Origin of the sequence: Bradyrhizobium sp. CCBAU 53340, assembly GCF_015291645.1 — a bacterium.
Classification (GTDB): Bacteria; Pseudomonadota; Alphaproteobacteria; order Rhizobiales; family Xanthobacteraceae; genus Bradyrhizobium.
On sequence record NZ_CP030055.1, the window covers coordinates 1074951 to 1095656 of the forward strand.

Below are 20706 nucleotides of genomic sequence, written 5' to 3' on the forward strand. Positions count from 1 at the left end.
AGCCATGTCGTTTGAGCGGGTCCTGCGATGGGGCCTGGTTGCGATTGCAATCGCAGGATTGACCGCGGGTATTCTCGCGCGGGTGGCGGGCCGGCCTGATCTTGCGGATCTTGCGTGGAAACTCGGCACCGCGCCCGTGATCGGCGGACTGGCGGTCTCGATCGTCAGAGATCTTCTGAGCGGTCGCTTCGGAGTGGACGCGATTGCGCTGCTGTCGATGATCGCGGCGTTGGCGCTCGGCCAGCCGCTTGCTGGCGTCGTGGTTGCGCTGATGTATTCCGGCGGCAACGTGCTGGAGGATATCGCGATCGCCCGGGCGGAGCGTGACCTGCGCTCCCTGGTCGATCGCGCACCGCGGCAGGCACACCGCAAAGGCAACGGGGGGATCGAGGAAGTCCCGATCGAGGCAGTGTCGGTGGGTGAAGAGCTGCTTGTCAGGGCGGGCGAGATCGTGCCGGTCGACGGTATCGTTGGCTCGGCCTCGGCCACCATCGACGAGTCCGCGGTTAGCGGCGAACCCATTCCGGTCGAGAAGACACGCGGCAGCGCAGTGCTTTCCGGTTCGTTGAACGCGGGCGAGACCTTCGAATTGACCGTGACCGCGCCGGCCGGCGAGAGCACCTACGCCGGCATCGTGCGGATGGTGACGGCAGCCCAAACGGCGAAGGCTCCCTTTGTGCGGATGGCCGATCGTTTTGCGCTGATCCTTCTACCGGTGACGCTCGCGGTCGCCTTCCTTGCATGGTGGATTTCCGGTGATTTGACGCGCAGCCTTGCTGTGCTGGTGGCGGCGACACCTTGCCCCCTGATCCTGGCTGCACCAGTCGCCTTCATCGCCGGGGTGGCGCGCGCGGCCCGGCGCGGCATCCTCGCCAAGGGTGGAGGGGCGCTGGAAGCGCTGGCTCGCGCGCACACGGTGCTGTTTGACAAGACCGGCACCCTGACCGTCGGAGGGGCACGGTTGCTTTCTGTCGAGGTCGCTCCCGGGGAAGATCCAGACGAGGTCCTCAAGCTTGCGGCATCGCTCGAGCAGGCCTCGCATCACGTGCTTGCCAAGACTGTCGTCGCTGCAGCCCTCGATCGCCACCTCAAGCTGAAAGCGCCCGAACAAGTCAAGGAAACCATGGGCACCGGCTTGAGCGGCCTGGTCGAGGGACGAAGGGTCATTGCGGGCTCGCGAGAGCTGCTTCGCGCGCATGCCGAATTGTTGCCTTGGGAGCTGCGGGCGATCCGGCGCGCTTCATGGCGCTCGGCCCTGATCGTCTTCGTCGCCGTGGACGGCCGTCCGATCGGCGCGCTGCTGCTGGCCGACGAGTTGCGGGCTGATACGCCGCGAGCGATCCGGCTGCTGCGCGATGCCGGCATCGCGCGAATGGTGATGGTCACGGGCGATCGCGCCGCGGCAGCGCAGGCGATAGGTGCAGCGCTCGACCTCGACGCCGTGCTGGCCGACCGCGTTCCTTCAGACAAGGTCGAGGCAGTCCGCGCGGAACAGCGGCTGCATCCGACCATCATGGTCGGCGATGGCATCAATGACGCCCCGGCACTGGCCGTGGCCGATATCGGGGTCGCGCTCGGCGCGCGCGGCGCGACCGCGTCGTCCGAGGCCGCAGATGTGGTGATCTTGGCCGACCGGCTCGATCGCGTCGGCGAGGCGATCATGATTGCGCAGCGAGCACGACGCATCGCCCTGCAAAGCATTGTTGTCGGCATGGGGTTGTCGTTGGTGGCAATGGTCGCTGCAACCGTTGGCTGGCTCGATCCCGTGCCCGCGGCCATCGTCCAGGAGATCATCGACGTTGCGGTCATTCTGAACGCATTGCGGGCGCTTACTCCGGCCCTTGCCAGGGGCGGCGCACGCATCAGCGCGGAGCAGGGGCTGGCATTGCATCACGATCATCTGGCCCTCTTCAAGGACCTCGACCGGGTGCGCAGGATCGTCGATGCATTGGATGATGCGACGCCCGAATCCGCTGCGGCGCTGATAATGGAGGCCCAGCGCCTTGTTCAGAGCAGCGTCGTGATGCATGAGCGCGAGGACGAGGACAGCGTCTATCCGAAGCTTGCGGAGGTGCTCCGCGAACGCCACGGCCTCTCTGCCATGAGCCGCGCCCATCGGGAGATTCTGCACCTGACAAGGCTGCTCGATCGGATTGTGGAGGATCTGCCGTCGGAGAAGGTCGATCGCTATCTTGTCCGGGATGCCCAACGGGTGATCGAGGCGATCGAAACGCTGGTGCGCATGCACACCGCTCAGGAGGAGGACATTTACGAAGCCGTAGCGGCTCAGACGGCAGCTTGAGTTCGCCATTCACGCGACGGCCCTGAAGCAAAGCAGGGCTACGGCCGTCTCAATTCCATTGTTCGGGATAACGAAATTCGTTGGGGAGCCTGAAATGCTGTTGTGCTGCGACGGTCCGTCTTCGCCAAGTGGCTTCGCCGGACACGCTTCGCCCCTTCGGCTTCGCATGGCCGCGCCACGCGAAGCCCGTACGGGCGAAGCGTGGTGCCCCTGGCCGGAATCGAACCAGCACTCCTTGCGGAACTCGATTTTGAGTCGAGCGCGTCTACCAGTTCCGCCACAGGGGCCCTCGGTCGGCCCCTCCGGAAGGAGGGCGTCGCGAAGCCGGCGGACTATAGCCATGGGAAAGGCGGGGTCAACCCGCGCCAAAGTGATCCCCGCCGTTCTCGACAGGCGCTTGGGCCGGGGTTAGAGGCTTAAATCCAAGCCCCTAGCCGGAGAAGGCCGCCGTGACGACCCAGAGTGCCGCAATACAAGCGTTTCGCCCCGCAGTCGGCGGCCCCGCGTTGACTGCCTCGCTGGCCGTTACCCTGATCGCGGCGGCCACGATCGCGGGCGCCTGGTTCTTCCAGTTGGTCCTGGAGATCCTGCCCTGTCCGCTCTGCCTCGAGCAGCGCTACGCCTATTATCTCGCGATCCCGCTCGGGGCGCTCACCGCGCTGGCGGCACGGAGCGGCGCGCCGCGGCCGCTGCTGCTGGCGGGGCTGGCGATCCTCGCTTTGGCAACCCTCGCCAATGCGGGTCTCGGCACTTACCATTCCGGTGTCGAATGGGGGTTCTGGAAGGGACCGACCGACTGCTCTGGCCCGGTCGTCAATCTCGGCAATGCCGGCGATCTGTTGTCGCGGCTCGACACCGTCAAGGTCGTGCGCTGCGACGAGGTGCAGTGGCGCTTCCTCGGCCTCTCGCTCGCCGGCTACAACGTGCTGATCTCGCTGCTGATGGCTGCGATCGCCGCCTGGGGCTTTGTGCGGACGGCGCAGCGAGCATGATCCGGACCCGGCGGGCCGCGTTAGCGCAAAGTGTGAAGCGGTTTTCCCTCACGACAAACGCGGAACGCGTTTGCGCGGAGATCATGCTCAAACAAAGAGCCTAGATCGCGCTCGCGCCTTCGTGCTGGAAGCCGAGATAGCTCGCCGCCACCCGCTCGTTCGCCGCGATGTCGCTGGCCTTGCCGCTCAGCACGAACTCGCCGAGCTCCATCACATAGGCATGGTCCGCGATCTTGAGCGCGGCCTGCGCGTTCTGCTCGACCAGCAGCACGGAGACGCCGCTGGCCTTGAGCTCGGTGACGATGCGGAAAATGTCGGCGACGATGATCGGCGCAAGGCCGAGGCTCGGCTCGTCCAGCATCAAGAGCTTTGGTTCGCCCATCAGCGCGCGGCCCATCGCGAGCATCTGCTGCTCGCCGCCGGACAGGGTGCCGGCGAGCTGCTTGCGCCGCTCCTTGAGGCGCGGAAACAGCGTGTAGATCCGCTCGATCGAGACTTTGGCCCGGCTCTTCTCGATGCGGAAGGCGCCGAGCTCGAGATTGTCCTCGACATTCATGGTCACGAACAATTCGCGGTGCTCAGGGACCAGGCCCAGGCCCATCGCGACGCGGTCCTCGATGTCGAGCCGTGCCAGGTCCTGGCCGGCAAAGGTGACGCGGCCCTTCAGAGGCAAAACGCCCATGATGGCCGAGAGCAGAGTGGTCTTGCCGGCGCCGTTGGCGCCGACGATGGTGACGATCTCGTTCGCGCCGACCTCGAGAGAGACCGAGCGCACGGCCTCGACCTTGCCATAGGCGACATGCGCGTCGGTGACTGACAACAGCGCGCTCATGCCGCCACTCCGAGATAGGCCTTGATCACTTCGGGATTGGTCTTGATGGTGGTGGGCGTGCCCTCCGCGATCTTGGTGCCGAAATCGAGCACCACGATGCGGTCGGCGAGGTTCATCACGAAGCCCATGTCGTGCTCGACCAGCAGCACGCTCATGCCGCCGTCGCGCAGGTCGCGCAGCAGCTTTGCGAGCTGCTGCTTCTCCATGTGGCGCAGGCCCGCGGCCGGCTCGTCGAGCAGCAGCAGCAGCGGATCGACGCAGAGCGCACGCGCGATCTCGACGATGCGCTGCTGGCCGAGCGACAGGCTGCCTGCGAGCTGATGCATCTGTTCGGCAAGCCCAACACGCTCGATCTGGCGGGCGGCTTCCGCAAGCAGCTTTGCTTCATCGGCGCGGTCGAGCCGCAGCATCGAGGCGAGTGGCCCGGAACGGCCGCGCAGATGCGCGCCGATCGCGACATTCTCCAGCACCGTCATGTCGGGGACGAGCTTGACGTGCTGGAAGGTCCTGCTGATGCCGAGCTTGACGATCTCCTGCGGTGGCGCGCGGTCGACCTTTCTGCCGAGCACCGAGATCGAGCCTGACGTTGCCGACAGCACGCCGGTGATCAGGTTGAAGGTGGTGCTCTTGCCGGCCCCGTTCGGTCCGATCAGGGCGACGATCTCGCGGGCCTGGACGTCGAAGGAAACGTTGTTGACCGCGACCACCCCGCCGAACTGTTTTCGCGCTTTTTCGACCTGGAGCAGAATGTCGGACTGGCCGGGCGAGCGCGAGCGCGCCTCGAGTTTCAGCGCGGTGTCCGGCTTCCGGCCGCCCGACCTTTCGGGCAGGAACGACATCAGCCAGGGCCAGACGCCGCCGGGCGCGAGTTGGAGCAGGGCTACCAGCATGATGCCGAACACGATGGTCTCGACCTGGCCGGAGCCTGGCAGGATCAGCGGTAGATAGCTTTGCAGCACCTCTTTCAGGATCACGACGATCGCCGCACCCAGCACGCCGCCCCAGACATAGCCGGCGCCGCCGACCACTGCGATGAAGAGATATTCGATACCGGCATGGGCGCCGAACGGCGTCGGCGTCACTGCGCGCTGCAGATGGGCGTAGAGCCAGCCGGAGAGGCCGGCGAGCACGGCCGCGTGGATGAACACCAGAAGCTTGGCGCGCGGCGTGTGCACGCCGAATGCCTCGGCCGCGACATGGCCGCGTCTGAGCGCGCGGATGGCGCGGCCGGTGCGGGAGTCCAGGAGGTTCATGGTGAGCAGCGCCGAGACGAGGACGGCGACCCAGATCGCGTAGTAGATCGAGCCGGGCGAGAGCATCCTGAACGTGCCGACCGACAGCGGCGGGATCGCCGAGATGCCGTCGTTACGCCCGAGGAACTCCAGCTTGCTGAAGAGGTAGAACAGCCCGAGCCCCCAGGCGAGCGTGCCGAGGGGAAGATAATGGCCGGACAGGCGGACCGTGATCAGTCCGAGCAGGACCGCGAGCAAGCCGCTGACCACCAGCGACAGCGGCAGCGTCAGCCACGGCGACAGGCCGTAGGCCGTCGTCAGCACCGCGGTGGTGTAGGCGCCGAAGCCGACGAAGGCGGCCTGGCCGAACGAGGTGAGGCCGCCGACGCCGGTCAGCAGCACGAGGCCCATCGCGACCAGCGCGGCGAGGCCGATATTGTCGAGCAGCACGATCCAGAACGGCGGCATGCCCGGAATGAACGGGATCGCCGCCATCAAAGCTGCGAAGACGAGGATGGGAAGCCGGCTCTGCATCTTGGCCTCAGTCCTTCTCTTCTTCGACCGCGGGCGCGGCCAGCGAGCGTAGCAGCAGCACGGGGATCAGGAGCATGAACACGATCACCTCCTTGTAGTTGGAGGCATAGAAGGACGAGAACGCCTCGACGATACCGACGAACACGGCGGCGACAGCGGTCAGGGGGTAGCTGACGAGGCCGCCGACGATCGCGGCGACGAAGCCTTTCAGGCCGATCAGGAAGCCCGAGTCATAATAGAGCGTCGTGATCGGCACGATCATGATGCCCGAGAGCGCGCCGATGACGGACGCCAGCAGGAAGGCGATCTGCCCCGACAGCGTGGTGCGGATGCCGGCAAGCCGCGCGCCCAGGCGGTTGACGGCGGTGGCGCGCAGCGCCTTGCCGTAAAGCGTCAGGCCGAAGAACAACCAGAGCCCGACGATGAAGGCGATGGTGATGCCGTAGACGGTGAGGCTCTGGCCGGTGAAGCGCAGCGAGCCCGCGGTGAAGGCGCCCGACAGCACCGCCGGTCCGCGCTGGCCCTCGGCGCCGAAGAACAACAGGCCGAGGCCCTGCAGCGCCAGATGGGTACCGACCGAGGCGATCAGCAGCACCAACACCGAGGTGTGCGCCAGCGGCTGGAACGCGATGCGGTAGAGATAGAGGCCGATCATCGCGACGATCGCCAGCGACAGTGCGATGCAGACCGCGACGGGCGGCTTCTGGGCAGCGAAATAGATCGTCAGTGCCAGCACGATGGCCGGTAGCACGATGTTGGCGAGGACGCTGCGGACGATCAGCCGGCCATGCAGCGCCTTGCGGGCCACGAACAGGTCGAAGGCGCAGGCGGTGATGCCCATGGCCAGCGCCAGCTTGGCCGTGCCCGGCATCTGGCCCGAGGCCAGCGAGGCATAGGTCAGCGCGCCATAGGTGACGAATTCGCCCTGGGGAATGAGGATGACGCGGGTGACGGCGAACACCAGCACCAGCGCCAGGCCGAGCAGCGCATAGATCGCGCCATTGGTGATGCCGTCCTGCAGCAGGAACAGCATGATGGTGGTGTTCAAGACCGGACGCTCCCCCTCAAGATCGAGGACCGGTCTCCGCGATTGCGGTGGATGGTCCCCACACAGCCATTGAAATACGCTGACGATATTTGATATGGTCCATAACAATTATCGAATATAACTTCAAGGGTGGGGGATGACCCGCTCCAAATTTAGCGGGATTACGAGCACGAGGCGATGACCGTTTCCAAAACCGCTGAAAAGTCCTCCGAAAAGGCTGGTGACGCAGCCAAGGGCCGCAAGGACGCTTCCGAAGGCCTGCCCGACGCCCTCCAGCTCGGCGAGCTCTCGGAGCAGCTCGGCTACGTCCTGAAGCGGGCGCAGCTCAAGGTGTTCGAGAATTTCCTGCGCTGCATGGCCTCGCTCCAGCTGACGCCGGCGCAGTTCTCGGTGCTGCTGCTGGTCGAGAAGAACCCGGGCCGTAACCAGACCGAGATCGCCTCTACCCTCGGCATCCTCAGGCCGAATTTCGTCGCCATGCTCGACAATCTCGAGAGCCGCGACCTCTGCGCCCGGATCCGTTCCACCAATGACCGCCGCTCGCACATTCTGGTTTTGACCGACAAGGGCAAGGCCGTGCTTTCGAGGGCGAAAAAGCTCGTCGCCACCAAGCACGAGTCGCGATTGAACGAGCTGCTCGGCCAGGCCAACCGCGAAGCCCTGATCGAGATGCTGTCGAAGATCGCGAACGACTTTTGAGGCGGACAATCATTCTGGGCTGCGCGCGAGTGCGACCCCGGAATCCCGCGCCGCATTGGTACGGTCGTCACGCCCGGGCTTGACCAGGTTTTGTCCCGGCATCCTCGTCGCTCCGCTCACTCCGTGCCACACGAACAACGACGGGCCTGACGAGCGTGATGGCGGAATGCGGGGGGGCGTGCGCTCCGAGGATGCCGATCGCAATGATGCGCTGCAAATACAAAATGATGCTTGAAGCATCATTTTGTATCATTTAAGCTTGGCAAATCAATCACCGTAATTGCCACGGAGATCCTGCCCCGTGATCACCGCCGCGCAGCTTCGGGCCGCCCGAGCCTTGCTTGGGATCGACCAGCGCGAACTTGCGCAGCGCAGTTCGCTGTCGCTGCCGACGATCCAGCGCATGGAGGCCTCCGAAGGGCTGATCCGCGGCAATGTCGATTCCCTGATGAAGCTGGTCGAGGCACTGTCGGTTGCGGGCATCGAGCTGATCGCCGAGGGTGCGGCGTCGAGCGCCGGGGGCCGCGGTGTGCGGCTGAAGTCCCCACCCCCGAGTGCGGGCAGGCTGTAGCGATGACGACGCGCGCGCAGATCATGATCCGGGAGCGGCCATGATCGCGATGGCGCTATGGTCAGTGGCGGCTCTGCTGGCGCTGGCGCCGGCCGGAATAGCGCTGTCGATGCGTCCGCGCGGCTCGGTCGTGCTCTATGGCGCCTGCCTCGTCATCACTGCGGCGCTCTGCGCCACCGCGCTCCTTCATTTGCTCGATCCCGCCCATCCCGTGTTGAGCGCAACACTGCCGATCGGTCTGCCCTGGCTCGGTGCCCATTTCCGGCTCGATGCGCTGTCCGCCTTCTTCCTCGTCGTCGTCAATCTCGGCGGCGCCGCCGCGAGCCTGTTCGCGCTCGGTTACGGCCAGCACGAGGACGCCCCCGGCCGCGTGCTGCCGTTCTATCCTGCCTATCTCGCAGCGATGAACGTCGTCGTGCTTGCAAACGATGCCTTCAGCTTCCTGGTCGCCTGGGAATTCATGTCGCTGACCTCCTGGGCGCTGGTGGTGTCGCATCACCGGGAAGCCGAGAATGTCCGCGCCGGCTACGTCTATCTTCTGATGGCGAGTTTCGGCACGCTGGCGCTGCTGCTCGCCTTCGGCCTGCTCGCGAGCGGCGCCGGTTACGATTTCGATGCGATCCGAGCCTCGCATCCTTCCGCTGCGCTGACCGGCATGGTGATGATCCTCGTGCTGCTGGGCGCCGGCTCCAAGGCCGGCTTGGTGCCGCTGCATGCCTGGCTGCCGCTCGCCCATCCGGCTGCACCCAGCCATGTCTCCGGCCTCATGAGCGGCGTCATGACCAAGGTCGCCGTCTACGGCTTCGTGCGCATCGTGTTTGATCTTCTGCCCGAACCGGTGTGGTGGTGGAGCATGGTGCTGCTGCTGGTGGGCGGTCCGACGGCGACACTGGGCGTGCTCTATGCGCTGATGCAGCGCGATATCAAGCGCGTGCTCGCCTATTCGACGATAGAGAACATCGGCATCATCTTCACCGGCCTCGGGCTGGCGCTGGCTTTCAAGGCGCAAGGGCTCGACTGGGTGGCGGCGCTGGCTTTCACGGCGGCGATGCTGCACGTCTTCAATCATGCGCTGTTCAAGAGCCTGTTGTTCTTTGGCGCCGGCGCGGTGCTGGGAGCAACCGGCGAGCGCGACATGGAGAAGCTCGGCGGGCTGATCCATCGCATGCCGAAGACGGCGTTCGCGGTGCTGGTCGGCTGCGTCGCGATCTCGGCACTGCCGCCGTTCAACGGCTTCGTTTCGGAATGGCTGACCTTCCAGGCGATTTTGCTGTCACCGCAACTGCCCTCCTGGGGCCTCAAGCTGGCGATTCCGGCGGTCGGCGGTCTGCTGGCGCTCGCGGCCGCCTTTGCCGCGGCCTGCTTCGTCAAGCTCTATGGCATCAGCTTCCTCGGCCGGCCGCGTTCGGATGTCGCCGCGTCAGCGCATGAGACCGACCGTTTTTCGCTGACCGCGATGCTCCTGCTCGCCGCCTTCTGCCTCATTGCCGGCATCCTGCCCGGGCTGCTCATCGACGCGCTAGCGCCGGTGAGCAAGGACATGGTCGGTAACGTCATGCCACATCAGGTCGGATTGCAGTGGCTCACCATCGTGCCGATCGCGGAAAGCCGCAGCTCCTATAACGGCCTTCTGGTGTTCGTGTTCGCAGCACTCTGCGGCACGGCGGCGGCGTCGGCCATTCACCGTCTCGCCTCCGACCGCTTGCGCCGCGCACCGGCCTGGGATTGCGGCTATCCTGATCCAAACCCGGCGATCCAGTACTCGGCCTCCAGCTTCTCGCAGCCGATCCGCCGCGTGTTCGGCAGCGTCATCTTTGCCGCGCGCGAGATCGGCGAGATGCCGCCGCCGTCCTCGCCGCGCCCTGCGCGGCTCCGGGTCGAACTGCACGATTTGATCTGGGATATGCTGTACGCGCCGATCGCGAAGGTCGTCGGCTTTGCGACGGACCGCATCAATATCCTCCAGTTTCTCACCATCCGCCGCTACCTGACGCTGGTCTTCGTGGCGCTGATCGTGCTGCTGTTGGTGGTGGCACTATGAATGCGCTGCGCGACATCCTCTCCCAGGGCGCCCAGATGTTGCTGGTGTTGGGCCTAGCGCCGCTGCTGACGGGGTTCGTGCGCAAGGTGAAGGCGCGGCTGCTGCGCCGGCGCGGGCCGCCACTGCTCCAGCCCTATCGCGACCTCATTCGCCTGATGCGCAAGGACGTCGTGCTCGCGGACAATGCATCATGGCTGTTCCGCGTCATTCCCTATCTGATGTTCGCAGGAACCTGGGTCGCGGTCTCGTTGGTGCCGACTTTCGGCAACGGGCTCCTGTTCTCCTGGACCGCCGATCTCATCGCCATCATTGCGCTGCTCGGCAGCGCCCGTTTCTTCCAGGCGCTCGCCGGCATGGATGTCGGCACCGCCTTCGGCGGCATCGGCTCCAGCCGCGAGGTCATGATCGCCTCCCTCGCCGAGCCCGCGATGCTGATCACGGTGTTCTCGGTTGCGATGATCGCCGGCTCTACACAGCTCGCCTACGTGGCCGAGTTCATGGGCTCGGACGCTGTCGGCCTGCGCGTGTCGCTGGGCATGGCGTTCGTGGCATTGACCATCGTGGCGCTGGCCGAAAATGCCCGTATCCCCGTCGACAACCCCGCCACTCATCTCGAGCTCACCATGGTGCACGAGGCCATGGTGCTGGAATATTCGGGGCGACATCTCGCGCTGATCGATCTGTCGTCGCAGCTCAAGCTCCTTCTCTACGTATCGCTGATCGCCTGCGTGTTCCTGCCATGGGGGATGGCGAGTGCGGACGCGAGCGTTGCCAGGATGGTCTTCGGCGCACTGCTCTATGTCGGCAAGCTGACGGTCCTTGGCTTCTTGCTCGCCGTGTTCGAAACCGCAATCGCCAAGATGCGCGTGTTCCGGATTCCCGAGTTCCTGGGCGCGGCGCTGATGCTGGCATTGCTCGCCACCCTGTTGCGGTTCGTGTCGGGGAGCCTCTGACAGATGAGCAGCCTGCAATTCGACATCGCCCACTTGCTCGCCGGCTCCCTCGTGCTGGCGAGCTTCATGATGCTCTACCAGGACCGGCTCTACGCGCTGCTCAACGTCTATGCGCTGCATGCCGGCGTGCTGGCGCTGTCGGTGGCGTGGCAGGCCTATGTGCAGCAAGCGCCGCATCTCTATCTCACGGCGCTGATCGCGCTGGTGTTCAAGGCCATCATCATTCCGGTGGCGCTGCACCGGATCATCAAGCGGCTCGGCATCCACCGTGAGATCGAGAACGTGATCGGGATCGGGCTGACCATGATGGCCGGCATCGGTCTCGTCGCGCTGTCGATGGTGGTGATGCTGCGGGTGACGCCGGGCGCCGACGCGCTCGCACGCGAGGACCTTGCCTTCGCGCTGTCGGTGGTGCTGCTGGGGCTCCTGATCATGGTGACGCGGCGCAACGCCGTGAGTCAGGTCGTCGGCTTCATGTCGCTGGAGAATGGGCTGGTGCTGGCGGCGACCGGTGCAAAGGGCATGCCGCTGGTGGTCGAGATCAGCGTCGCCTTCTCGGTGCTGATCGCTTTCATCGTGATCGGCATCTTCCTGTTCCGCATCCGCGAGCGCTTTGACAGCGTGGACGTTCAGGCGCTCGATCGTTTTCGTGGAGAGCGGCGATGAGCATCGACGTCCTCAGCGCCATCCTCGTGATCCCGGCCGTCTCGGCGGCGCTGCTGGCGATCTTGCCGGGCTATAGGCAAACGGCGAAGCTGAATGTGGTGGCGGCACTCGCGACCTTCCTGACCTCGCTTTCGCTGTTCGTGGTCGAGCCGGTGTCAGGGCAGTATCTGCTGGTGGACGACCTCAACAAGGTCTTCATCGTGTTGACCACCTTCGTGAGCTTCACCACATCGGTATTCAGCGCGAGCTATATCCAGCACGAGATCGAGATCGGGCGCCTGACGCCGGCGTTCCTGCGCTTTTATCACGCAATGTATCAGACGCTGATGTTCGCGATGAACCTCGCGCTCGTCGCCAACAATATCGGCCTGATGTGGGTCGCAGTTGAAGTGGCGACGCTGACGACCGTGCTGATGGTCGGCATCTACCGCACCCACGAGGCGCTGGAAGCAGCCTGGAAATATTTCATTCTCGGCAGCGTCGGCATCGCGCTGGCGCTGTTCGGGACCATCCTGGTCTATATGGCGGCGCGCCCCGTGGTCGGCGAGGGGCTCGACGGCATGGTGTGGACGGTGCTGGTGAAGCACGCCGCACAGTTCGACCCGGCACTGCTCAACGTCGCCTTCGTCTTCCTCCTGCTCGGCTACGGCACCAAGGTCGGCCTCGCGCCCCTGCACGCTTGGCTGCCGGACGCCCATGCGGAGGGCCCGACGCCGATCTCGGCGGTGCTCTCCGGCCTCCTGCTCAACGTCGCGCTCTATGCGCTCCTGCGCTTCAAGATGATGCTCGCGGTCAATCTCGCGGCCATTGCGCCGGGGCCGTTGATGGCGACGATGGGCCTGATCTCGGTGATCTTCGCTTCGCTGATGCTCTACCGCCGCCGCGACATCAAGCGCATGTTCGCCTATTCCTCGATCGAGCACATGGGCATCATCGTCTTCGCCTTCGGCATGGGCGGGCCGCTGGCGAATTTTGCCGGCCTCCTCCACATGACCATGCATTCGCTGACCAAGTCGGCGATCTTCTTCGCCGTCGGCCACATCGCCCAGGTCAAGGGCACCCAGAAGATCGCCGACATCGGGGGACTTACGATGACCAATCCCGTGCTCGGCTGGGGATTGATGCTCGGCGTCGTCGCCATCGTCGGGTTGCCCCCGCTTGGCATCTTCATGAGCGAGTTCCTGGTGGTGAGCTCGACCTTCTCGCACGCGCCCTGGCTGACGGTCATCCTGGTGCTCGGCATCATCATCGCGCTCGGTGGCCTCCTGCTGCGCGTCGGCTCTGTGATGTTCGGCGAACCCAAGGGACCGACTGCGCCGGCGGAGGCGTCCTATGTGCCAATGTTCACGCATCTTGCGCTGGTGCTGATGGCCGGCATCTATCTGCCGCCGGGGCTGGTCGCCGGCTTTCAGAACGTCGCAAAGCTCCTAGGGTAGCGATGGGCATCCTCGACAGCATCCCCCATGTTCATGCGGTGCCGTCGCACCGGCCCTGGCCGCGCGCAGTCGTGACGGAGGTGGGCTGGCAGGCGGCGATCGATCGACTGGTCGAGGGAGGCCTCACACTGCTCGGCTTCTGGGGCGAGCCGACCGCAGTGCATATGGCAATGCTCGATGGCGGCTCGGCCGAGATCGCGGTCGTCACCTACGAGTGTACGGCCGGCGCATTTCCGAGCGTCGCCAGCCGTCATCCGCCCGCGCTTCGGCTGGAACGGACGATCCATGATCTGTTCGGGCTTGTTCCAGATGGCGCTGACGATCTGCGGCCAGATTTGCGGCCAGATTTGCGGCCATGGCTCGATCACCATGCCTGGGGCCAATCCTATCCGCTCTCCGGCCGCAACGCATCGCGCGACGTGCGGCCATACCAGTTCCTTCCGGCCGAGGGCGAGGCGTTGCACCAGGTCGCGGTCGGCCCCGTACATGCCGGGATCATCGAGCCCGGCCATTTCCGCTTCACCGCCAATGGCGAGCATGTGGTGCGGCTGGAGCAGTGGCTCGGCTACACCCACAAGGGCATCGAGCAGCTGATGCAGGGCGCTGACCTCGAGGCCGCGGCAAAGCTCGCCAACCGTACCTCCGGCGACAGCGCGGTGGCCTACGCCTTCGCCTTTGCCCGGGCGGCGGAAGCGGCGCTCGACATCCAGGTGCCGCGGCGCGCGAATCATTTGCGGGCGCTGATGGCGGAACTGGAACGGCTCGCCAATCATTTCGGCGACATTGGAGCGATCTGCAACGATGCGTCATTCGCGCTGATGCATGCCCAGACGGGCATCTTGCGCGAGCGGACCCTGCGCGCTGCGGATGCGGCGTTCGGCCATCGGCTGATGATGGACGTCGTCGTGCCCGGTGGCGTGGCGCGCGACATCGCAGCGGACGGTCTCATGGCGTTGCGAACGCTGCTTGCGGAAATCAACAAGGTATTCCCGCGCCTGATCGAGCTCTACGACAACACCGCATCCTTGCAGGACCGCACCGTCACCACGGGCATCGTGAAGGCGGACTATGCGCGGCAGTTCGGCGCCGGCGGCTATGTCGGCCGCGCCTCGGGCCGCGGCTTCGATGCACGCCGCACACTTGCTTACGCGCCCTACGATGAATTGTCGTTCGAGGTGCCGGTGCTGGATACCGGCGATGTCAACGCGCGGGTCTGGATCCGAATCCGCGAGGTCGAGCAGAGCGTTGGACTGATCGCACAGATTCTCGACCTGATGGAGCCGGGCGAGATCAGGACCGCGCCGGCGGCGGGGCGCGGCGGATGTGAAGGTCTGGCGCTGACGGAAGCGTTCCGCGGCGACGTTCTGGCGTGGCTGCGGCTCGATGGCGAGTTGCGCGTCGAACGCTGCCACCTGCGCGATGCGTCGTGGTTCCAGTGGCCGCTGCTGGAAACCGCGATCGAGGGCAACATCATCGCCGACTTCCCGCTCTGCAATAAGTCGTTCAACTGTTCCTATTCGGGCGCGGACCTCTAAGCCATGCGCAAGACCCTGCTCGAAAGCCTCACCCATGGTTCGCTGACGGAGCCGGCGCCGGCGCCGGACGATTCGGCGCTGGCCGAGCTTGCCGCGAAAGTCGATCGCGCCGCCCAGGCCAGGCTTGGGCGTTCTCTTGCCATTCGCGAGGTCGATGCCGGGTCCTGCAACGGCTGCGAACTGGAGATCCACGCGCTGTCCAACGCCTTCTACGACGTCGAACGTTTCGGCCTGCGCTTCGTCGCCTCGCCACGCCATGCCGACGTGCTGCTGGTCACAGGTCCCGTGACGAAGAACATGCGACAGGCGCTGGAGCGGACCTACAACGCGACACCCGATCCGAAATGGGTCGTCGCGGTCGGCGGCTGCGCGATCGACGGCGGCATTTTCAGAGGCAGCTACGCCTGCGTCGGCGGCGTATCCGAGACCGTTCCGGTGGATCTGCACATCAAGGGCTGCCCGCCGTCGCCGACGGACCTGTTGAAGGGCCTGCTCGCGCTGCTGGAGCACGTCAGCGGCAAGCGGTAAGCCGCGCCGACACACTCCGTCATTGCGGAATGACGCGAATGTCTTGGCAGGATGATTGGAGGCGATTACGCTGCGGCGAACCGGTCACGCAGCACGGGGATGTCGGCGGAGAGGAAACGGCGCTCGATCTCGTCCGCGGGCAGGGGGCGGCTAAACAGATAGCCCTGCATCTCCGAGCAACCCTCCGCCGCGACGCGGTCGAGCTGCTCGCGCGTCTCGACGCCTTCGGCGGTCGCCGTCATTCCCATCCCGTTCGCGAGCGCCGTGATCGCCCGCACGATGTTGAGCGAACCGGCATCGGTCGCGACGTCGCGCACGAAAGAACGGTCGATCTTGATCTTGTCGAACGGGAAACATTGCAGGTAGGTCAGCGACGAGTAGCCGGTGCCGAAATCGTCCATCGCGATCCGGACTCCGAGCTCGCGCAGCCTGTGCAGGATCGCCAGCGTCCCTTCCTTGTCCTGCAACAGGACGCTCTCGGTGATCTCGATCTCGAGCCGGTTGGCCTCCAGCCCGGCGGCGGCGAGCGCGCCGACGATCACCTCGGCGAGGCCGGCATAGCGGAACTGCACCGCGGAAATGTTGACGGCGACATGAAGGTGCTTGGGCCAGCGGCTCGCGGTCCTGCACGCCTGCCGGATGACCCATTCGCCGATCGGCACGATCAGGCCGATTTCCTCCGCGAGCGGAATGAAGCTGCCCGGCGCCATCAGCCCGTGCTGCGGATGCCGCCAGCGGATCAGGGCCTCGAAGCCGCTGATCTCGCCGTTCTGGCTCCTCACCAGCGGCTGGTAGTGCAGCTCGAATTCGCCGCCGACGAGCGCCTTGCGCAGATCGAGCTCGAGCGCGCGGCGGTTTTGCACCTGCTCGTCCATGGCGGGTTCGAACAGGCGGTACGTGCCCCTGCCGTCGCTCTTGGCCCGGTAAAGCGCAAGGTCCGCATTGCGCAGCAACTGCTCTGACGTCGCGCCGTCGGCCGGCGCAATGGCGATGCCGATGCTCGCGCCCGCGATGGTCTGCCCGTCGTCGATCTCGAAGGGGGCCGCCATCTGCACGATGATCCGCTGCGCGAGAACGCGTGCCTCGTCTGCGCCCTCGATCGGGGTCTGCAGCACGACGAATTCGTCGCCCCCCATCCGGGCGATCGTATCGCCCGGACGGGCGAGACGGCGCAGGCGCTCGGCGACGCCTTTGAGCAGGGCGTCGCCGGCATGATGGCCGAGCGTATCGTTGACCGATTTGAACTTGTCGAGGTCGATGTGATGCACGGCGAACGCCTGCCCCGACGCAAACGCCTGCGCGAGCCGCTGGTTGAGCAGGGTGCGATTGCCAAGGTCGGTCAGCGCGTCGTGATGCGCCATATATGCGATTCTGAGCTCGGCCTGGCGCTGCTCGGTGATGTCTTCGTGGGTTGCCACCCAGCCGAGATCCGGCATCGGGCGATGGCGCACCTTGAAGGTGCGTCCGTTGCGCATCTCGATGATGCTGTCGACGGGCTCGGCCGAGACGACGACGCCGGTTCGCCACTTCATGTATTCGTCCCGCGTCATCGCGGGCACGCTGCCGGCCTCGAAGCGCATGTCGACGATGTCCGACAGCGGCGTGCCGGGGCGGACGCGCTCGGGCGGCAGCCCGTACATGTCGATGAAGTCCCTGTTGCACACGATCAGCCGGTGGCTTGCGTCGAAGAAGCACAGCCCGTGCGGCATGTTGTTGATTGCGATGTCGAACTGCATGTTGCGCTGTTGCAGCCGCGCGCTGAGCTCCTCGCGCTCGGTGATGTCCTCGTGGGTGGCCATGCCGCCGCCATCCGGCAGGGGAAGGACGGTGTAGGCGATGATCCGACCGTCCGCGAATTCCTGCACGGTTCGTTCGCTGACGACCATGCCCTCGGTCCGGGAGCGGATATAGGCATCGGCTTCGCCGCGGATCTTCAGCCCAAGCTTGAGACGATGCTCGATCAGGTCACTGACCGGCGTGCCCGCTTGCACCTGCTCCGGCGAAAGCCCGTACATGTCCGCGTAGCGGCGGTTGCAGTAGACGACCTCGCGGTTCCCGTTGAAGAGGATGATGCCGAGCCGGAGGCTGTTGACGGCCTGGTCGAGCAGCCCGCCAAGGACGAGCGGGTCGAGGCTTCCGACCAGCCTGGCACGATCGTCCATGAGTCCTGCCCTCCTCAAGCGCGGCGCCATTAGAGCAGAGTCAGGTGAACGATCGCCATGATCTGCCCCTTGCGCGGGCAGCTTGCTGGAGTTGCAACGAATTTCGCGTTAAGAAATCCGTCGTCATGCGGCCGAAGAGGCCTCCGTAAACCCCGCGTTAAGCATATGCGGGACGTCTGAGGGATCACGGACGCAGCGCACGCTCCGCCCGCCTCAATCCACCAAGATCACCCTGATGTCGTTCACATTGGTCAGGGTCGGGCCGGGTTGGAGCAGATCGCCCGTCGCCTCGAAGAACGACGTCGCGTCATTGTTCTCCAGATAGGCCTGCGGCGCGAGCCCCTGGGCCTTCATCTTGGCGAAGGTCACGGCGTCGATCAGCGCGCCGGCGGGGTCGGTGGGATGGCCGGCGCCGCCGTCGGCGCCGTCGGTATCGCCGGCTAGCGCCGAGATATCTTGCGTGTCCTTCAACAGAGAGGCGAGCGCCAGCGCGTATTCCTGGTTGGGGCCGCCGCGGCCATTGCCGCGCACCGTCACGGTAAGCTCCCCGCCGGAGAGGATCGCGACGCGCCTGCCTTGCGCGCGGGCCTGGAGCGCCAGCCTGGCGTGATCGGCGGCGACCTCGCGCGCCTCGCCTTCGAGATCGGCGCCGAGATCGATGGTCTCGTAACCGGCGTCCTTGGCGCGTTTCACTGCGGCCTCGAGCGACTGCTTCGGGCGCGCGATCAGTTCGAACGAGGCGCGTGCGAAGGCGGCATCATCGGGCTTGCAGCTTTCATTGGCGGGATCGTCGAGCGCGGAGGCTACGGCGTCGTCGATGGCGAGCTTGTATTTCGCCACGATCGCGCGTGCATCGGCAAGCGTGGTCGGATCGGGCACGGTCGGACCCGAGGCGATCGCGGAAGCGTCGTCATGCGGCACGTCGGAGATCGCGAGCGTCACGATCTCGGCGGCATTCTTGCCGGCGCGCGCCAGCCGTCCGCCCTTGATGCGCGACAGATGCTTGCGCACGGTGTTCATCTCGCCGATCGGCGCGCCCGAGCGCAGCAGGGCCTTGTTCACCGCTTGCTTCTGCGCAAAGCTGATCCCGTTCACCGGCGCGATCCAGTTCGCCGAGCCGCCGCCGGTGAGCAGCACCAGCAGCAGGTCGTCAGGTCCGGCCTCGCTGGCGAGCGCCAGCGTGTCGGCCGCGCCCTTGAGGCCAGCCTCATCGGGCACGGGATGGCCGGCCTCGACGATTCGGATGCGGCGCGTCAGCACGCCGTAGCCGTGGCGCGTGGTGGCGATGCCGACAAGCCGTTCCGGCGCAAGCTTGAGCGTGTCGAGATAGTGCCGCTCCGCGGCGGCGGCCATCGCGGCGGCGCCCTTGCCTGCGGCAAGGCAGATCACGCGTCCCCTGGGCACGGGACGCAAGTGCGGCGCCAGGATCGTGCTGGGATGGGCGGCGGCAACGGCGGCGTCGTAGAGCGCGCGGAGCAGGGGGCGTCGGTCGGTCATGACGATGGCCTTCAGCAGACTTTTGGGCAGACTAAAGCTGTGGCGAGAACCTCGCCATTCCCTTGCCTAGCGCATCGGGGACCAAAGGGTAAGCAGGCATTACCATCATTCGATTGTGCAATCGCGTGATGATAATCGGCCACAAGCAAAGCCCCCTGCGATCATCTCGCAGGGGGCTCGTTATCGTCTCATATGAAGGTTAGCGTCTTCGAAGTTGATCCCGGTTTGCGTCAAGCAAAGGCGTCAAAACAAGAAGCTAGCCGCCGGCGTCGGCGCTGATCACGTCGCCGAACAGTTCCCAGCGCTCGCCCTTGAACTTCTCGAGCTGGAGCTGGCTGATCGGCGCGAAGTCGTTCGGGCCGGTGTTGATCTTGATGCCAGGCAGCAGCGCCTCGGTGCGGAAGTCCTTCATGCTGGCTGCCTGCTTCATGATGTTCTCGCGGGTGAGATCATCGCCGCACTGCTTCAGCACGTGGACCAGCGTCTGTGCCACCGCAAAGCCGACGATGGTGCCCTTGTCGAGCTTGTCGCCCTCCGGGAAGTATTTGTCCATGAAGGCCATGAACTCCTTCATGCCGGCATCGTTTTTCCATTCCGGATCGGACACGTCCTTGAGATAGTCGGCCGAGATGATGTCCTGGCCGTTCTCAAAGCCGGCGGGCTTCATCACGCTGCCGACGGAGGCGGAGACGTTGTTGAGGAAGTGAAGCGGCTTCCAGCCGATCTCGGCGTTCTTCTTGATCGCCTGCGCGGCGAATTTCGGCGTCGTGATGTTCATGAAGACATCGGCACCGGTCGACTTCAGCTTGACGATGTGGTTGTCGACCGTCGGCTCGGAGGTTTCATAGCTCTCCTCCGCAACGATCATCGAGGATGCCTTGGATCCGAGCCCGTCCTTGAGGCCCTTCAGATAGTCCTTGCCGTAATCGTCATTCTGGTAGAGCACGGCGATCTTGGCGTCTGGCTTGTTCTTGAGCAGCCATTTCGCATAGATCTGCGTCTCGCTCTGATAGTTGGGCTGCCAGCCCATGGTCCAGGGGAAGTTCTGCGGGTCGTTCCATTTGGTGGCGCCGGTGGCGACGAACAGCTGCGGCACCTTTTTCGAGTTCATGTATTTGTGGATCGCCGAGTTCGGCGGCGTGCCGAGCGAATTGAAGATGAACAGCACCTCGTCGCTCTCGACCAGCTTGCGCGCCTGCTCGACCGTCTTCGGCGGTGAGTAGGCGTCGTCGTAGGAAATGAAGTTGATCTTGCGGCCGTTGATGCCGCCTTCGTCGTTGATCTTCTTGAAATAGGCGGCTTCGGTTCGCCCGATGATGCCGTAGGCGGAGGCCGGTCCGCTGTAGGGCATGATGTTGCCGATCTTGATCTCGGTATCGGTCGCGCCGGTATCGTATTTCTTCTGGGCAAGAACCGATGTGGTCGAGGCCGCGAACAGCGTGAGCGCAAGGGACGCAGCCGCAAATTTGCTGGTGACAGCAGGCATTCCAATCTCCCTGATTTTTTCTTGGTGTGTGTGCGCCCTTTTTCTTTTGAGAGTTTTTGGTGACGCGCCGGCGATTGAATACGATTTGGCGGCTCCCTTCAAGAAAAAGCCCCTGCGACCAAGTCGCAGGGGCTGCTGCTTTAGTAGTCAGGTTCGGCTCTCACACGCCGATAGCCGGCGCCTCCTCCTATT

Annotated in this window: 16 protein-coding genes and 1 tRNA gene; 10 read left to right on the plus strand and 7 right to left on the minus strand. The window is 65.1% G+C overall.

Annotated features, from left to right (window positions below):
* The first annotated feature begins 4 nt into the window (after positions 1-4).
* Entirely contained in the window at positions 5-2302 is a 2298-nt protein-coding gene (locus tag XH89_RS05030; protein WP_194466014.1) for a heavy metal translocating P-type ATPase, read from the plus strand.
* A gap of 202 nt (positions 2303-2504) precedes the next feature.
* On the opposite strand, the gene XH89_RS05035 is transcribed toward XH89_RS05030, so the two are convergent.
* Positions 2505-2589: transfer RNA gene (locus XH89_RS05035), tRNA-Leu, on the minus strand.
* 162 nt (positions 2590-2751) lie between these two features.
* Between XH89_RS05035 and XH89_RS05040 the strand changes: the two genes are divergently transcribed.
* The gene (locus tag XH89_RS05040; RefSeq protein ID WP_194466015.1) at positions 2752-3294 is read left to right on the plus strand and encodes a disulfide bond formation protein B; all 543 of its coding nucleotides are present in this window, start codon (positions 2752-2754) and stop codon (positions 3292-3294) included.
* A 100-nt stretch (positions 3295-3394) separates the two neighbouring features.
* Here XH89_RS05040 and XH89_RS05045 read toward each other — a convergent pair whose 3' ends face one another.
* Genes XH89_RS05045 through XH89_RS05055 form a run of 3 tightly spaced genes read right to left on the minus strand, consistent with a single transcriptional unit; the run spans position 3395 to position 6940 of the window.
* Positions 3395-4126 carry an ABC transporter ATP-binding protein gene (locus XH89_RS05045; RefSeq protein ID WP_194466016.1) on the minus strand — a complete coding sequence of 244 codons (732 nt, stop codon included), beginning with the start codon at positions 4124-4126 and terminating at the stop codon, positions 3395-3397.
* A complete protein-coding gene (locus XH89_RS05050) occupies positions 4123-5892 on the minus strand; it encodes an ATP-binding cassette domain-containing protein (RefSeq protein WP_194466017.1) in 1770 nt (589 codons plus the stop codon). Before XH89_RS05050 ends, XH89_RS05045 begins: the two co-directional genes overlap by 4 nt.
* 7 nt (positions 5893-5899) lie before the next feature.
* Positions 5900-6940, minus strand: coding sequence for a branched-chain amino acid ABC transporter permease (locus XH89_RS05055; RefSeq protein ID WP_194466018.1), 1041 nt, complete (start codon positions 6938-6940; stop codon positions 5900-5902).
* 177 nt (positions 6941-7117) lie between these two features.
* On the opposite strand from XH89_RS05055, the gene XH89_RS05060 reads away from it, so the two are divergent.
* The 8 genes from XH89_RS05060 (at position 7118) to XH89_RS05095 (ending at position 15369) form a co-directional block, all read left to right on the plus strand.
* Complete coding sequence (locus XH89_RS05060) at positions 7118-7639, plus strand: MarR family winged helix-turn-helix transcriptional regulator (RefSeq protein ID WP_194466019.1); 522 nt, start codon at positions 7118-7120, stop codon at positions 7637-7639.
* A gap of 301 nt (positions 7640-7940) precedes the next feature.
* A complete protein-coding gene (locus tag XH89_RS05065; RefSeq protein ID WP_194466020.1) occupies positions 7941-8210 on the plus strand; it encodes a helix-turn-helix domain-containing protein in 270 nt (89 codons plus the stop codon).
* 40 nt (positions 8211-8250) lie between these two features.
* Entirely contained in the window at positions 8251-10251 is a 2001-nt protein-coding gene (hyfB, locus tag XH89_RS05070) for a hydrogenase 4 subunit B (protein WP_194466021.1), read from the plus strand.
* On the plus strand, positions 10248-11204 hold the full coding sequence (locus XH89_RS05075) for a respiratory chain complex I subunit 1 family protein (RefSeq protein ID WP_194466022.1): 957 nt from the start codon (positions 10248-10250) through the stop codon (positions 11202-11204). The genes hyfB and XH89_RS05075 overlap by 4 nt, the downstream gene beginning before the upstream one ends.
* A gap of 3 nt (positions 11205-11207) precedes the next feature.
* Positions 11208-11870 carry a hydrogenase-4 component E gene (locus tag XH89_RS05080; protein ID WP_194466023.1) on the plus strand — a complete coding sequence of 221 codons (663 nt, stop codon included), beginning with the start codon at positions 11208-11210 and terminating at the stop codon, positions 11868-11870.
* Complete coding sequence (locus tag XH89_RS05085) at positions 11867-13306, plus strand: hydrogenase 4 subunit F (protein ID WP_194466024.1); 1440 nt, start codon at positions 11867-11869, stop codon at positions 13304-13306. The genes XH89_RS05080 and XH89_RS05085 overlap by 4 nt, the downstream gene beginning before the upstream one ends.
* A 2-nt stretch (positions 13307-13308) precedes the next feature.
* Positions 13309-14841, plus strand: coding sequence for a nickel-dependent hydrogenase large subunit (locus XH89_RS05090; RefSeq protein ID WP_194466025.1), 1533 nt, complete (start codon positions 13309-13311; stop codon positions 14839-14841).
* 3 nt (positions 14842-14844) lie between these two features.
* Positions 14845-15369 carry an NADH-quinone oxidoreductase subunit B family protein gene (locus XH89_RS05095; protein ID WP_194466026.1) on the plus strand — a complete coding sequence of 175 codons (525 nt, stop codon included), beginning with the start codon at positions 14845-14847 and terminating at the stop codon, positions 15367-15369.
* Positions 15370-15434: 65 nt separating this feature from the next.
* On the opposite strand, the gene XH89_RS05100 is transcribed toward XH89_RS05095, so the two are convergent.
* The 3 genes from XH89_RS05100 to XH89_RS05110 all read right to left on the minus strand — a co-directional run bounded on the left by XH89_RS05100 (position 15435) and on the right by XH89_RS05110 (position 20514).
* Positions 15435-17531 carry a bifunctional diguanylate cyclase/phosphodiesterase gene (locus XH89_RS05100; RefSeq protein WP_194466027.1) on the minus strand — a complete coding sequence of 699 codons (2097 nt, stop codon included), beginning with the start codon at positions 17529-17531 and terminating at the stop codon, positions 15435-15437.
* A gap of 213 nt (positions 17532-17744) precedes the next feature.
* Entirely contained in the window at positions 17745-19028 is a 1284-nt protein-coding gene (locus XH89_RS05105) for a glycerate kinase (protein ID WP_194466028.1), read from the minus strand.
* A gap of 256 nt (positions 19029-19284) precedes the next feature.
* Complete coding sequence (locus XH89_RS05110) at positions 19285-20514, minus strand: ABC transporter substrate-binding protein (protein ID WP_194466029.1); 1230 nt, start codon at positions 20512-20514, stop codon at positions 19285-19287.
* Positions 20515-20706: the final 192 nt, after the last annotated feature.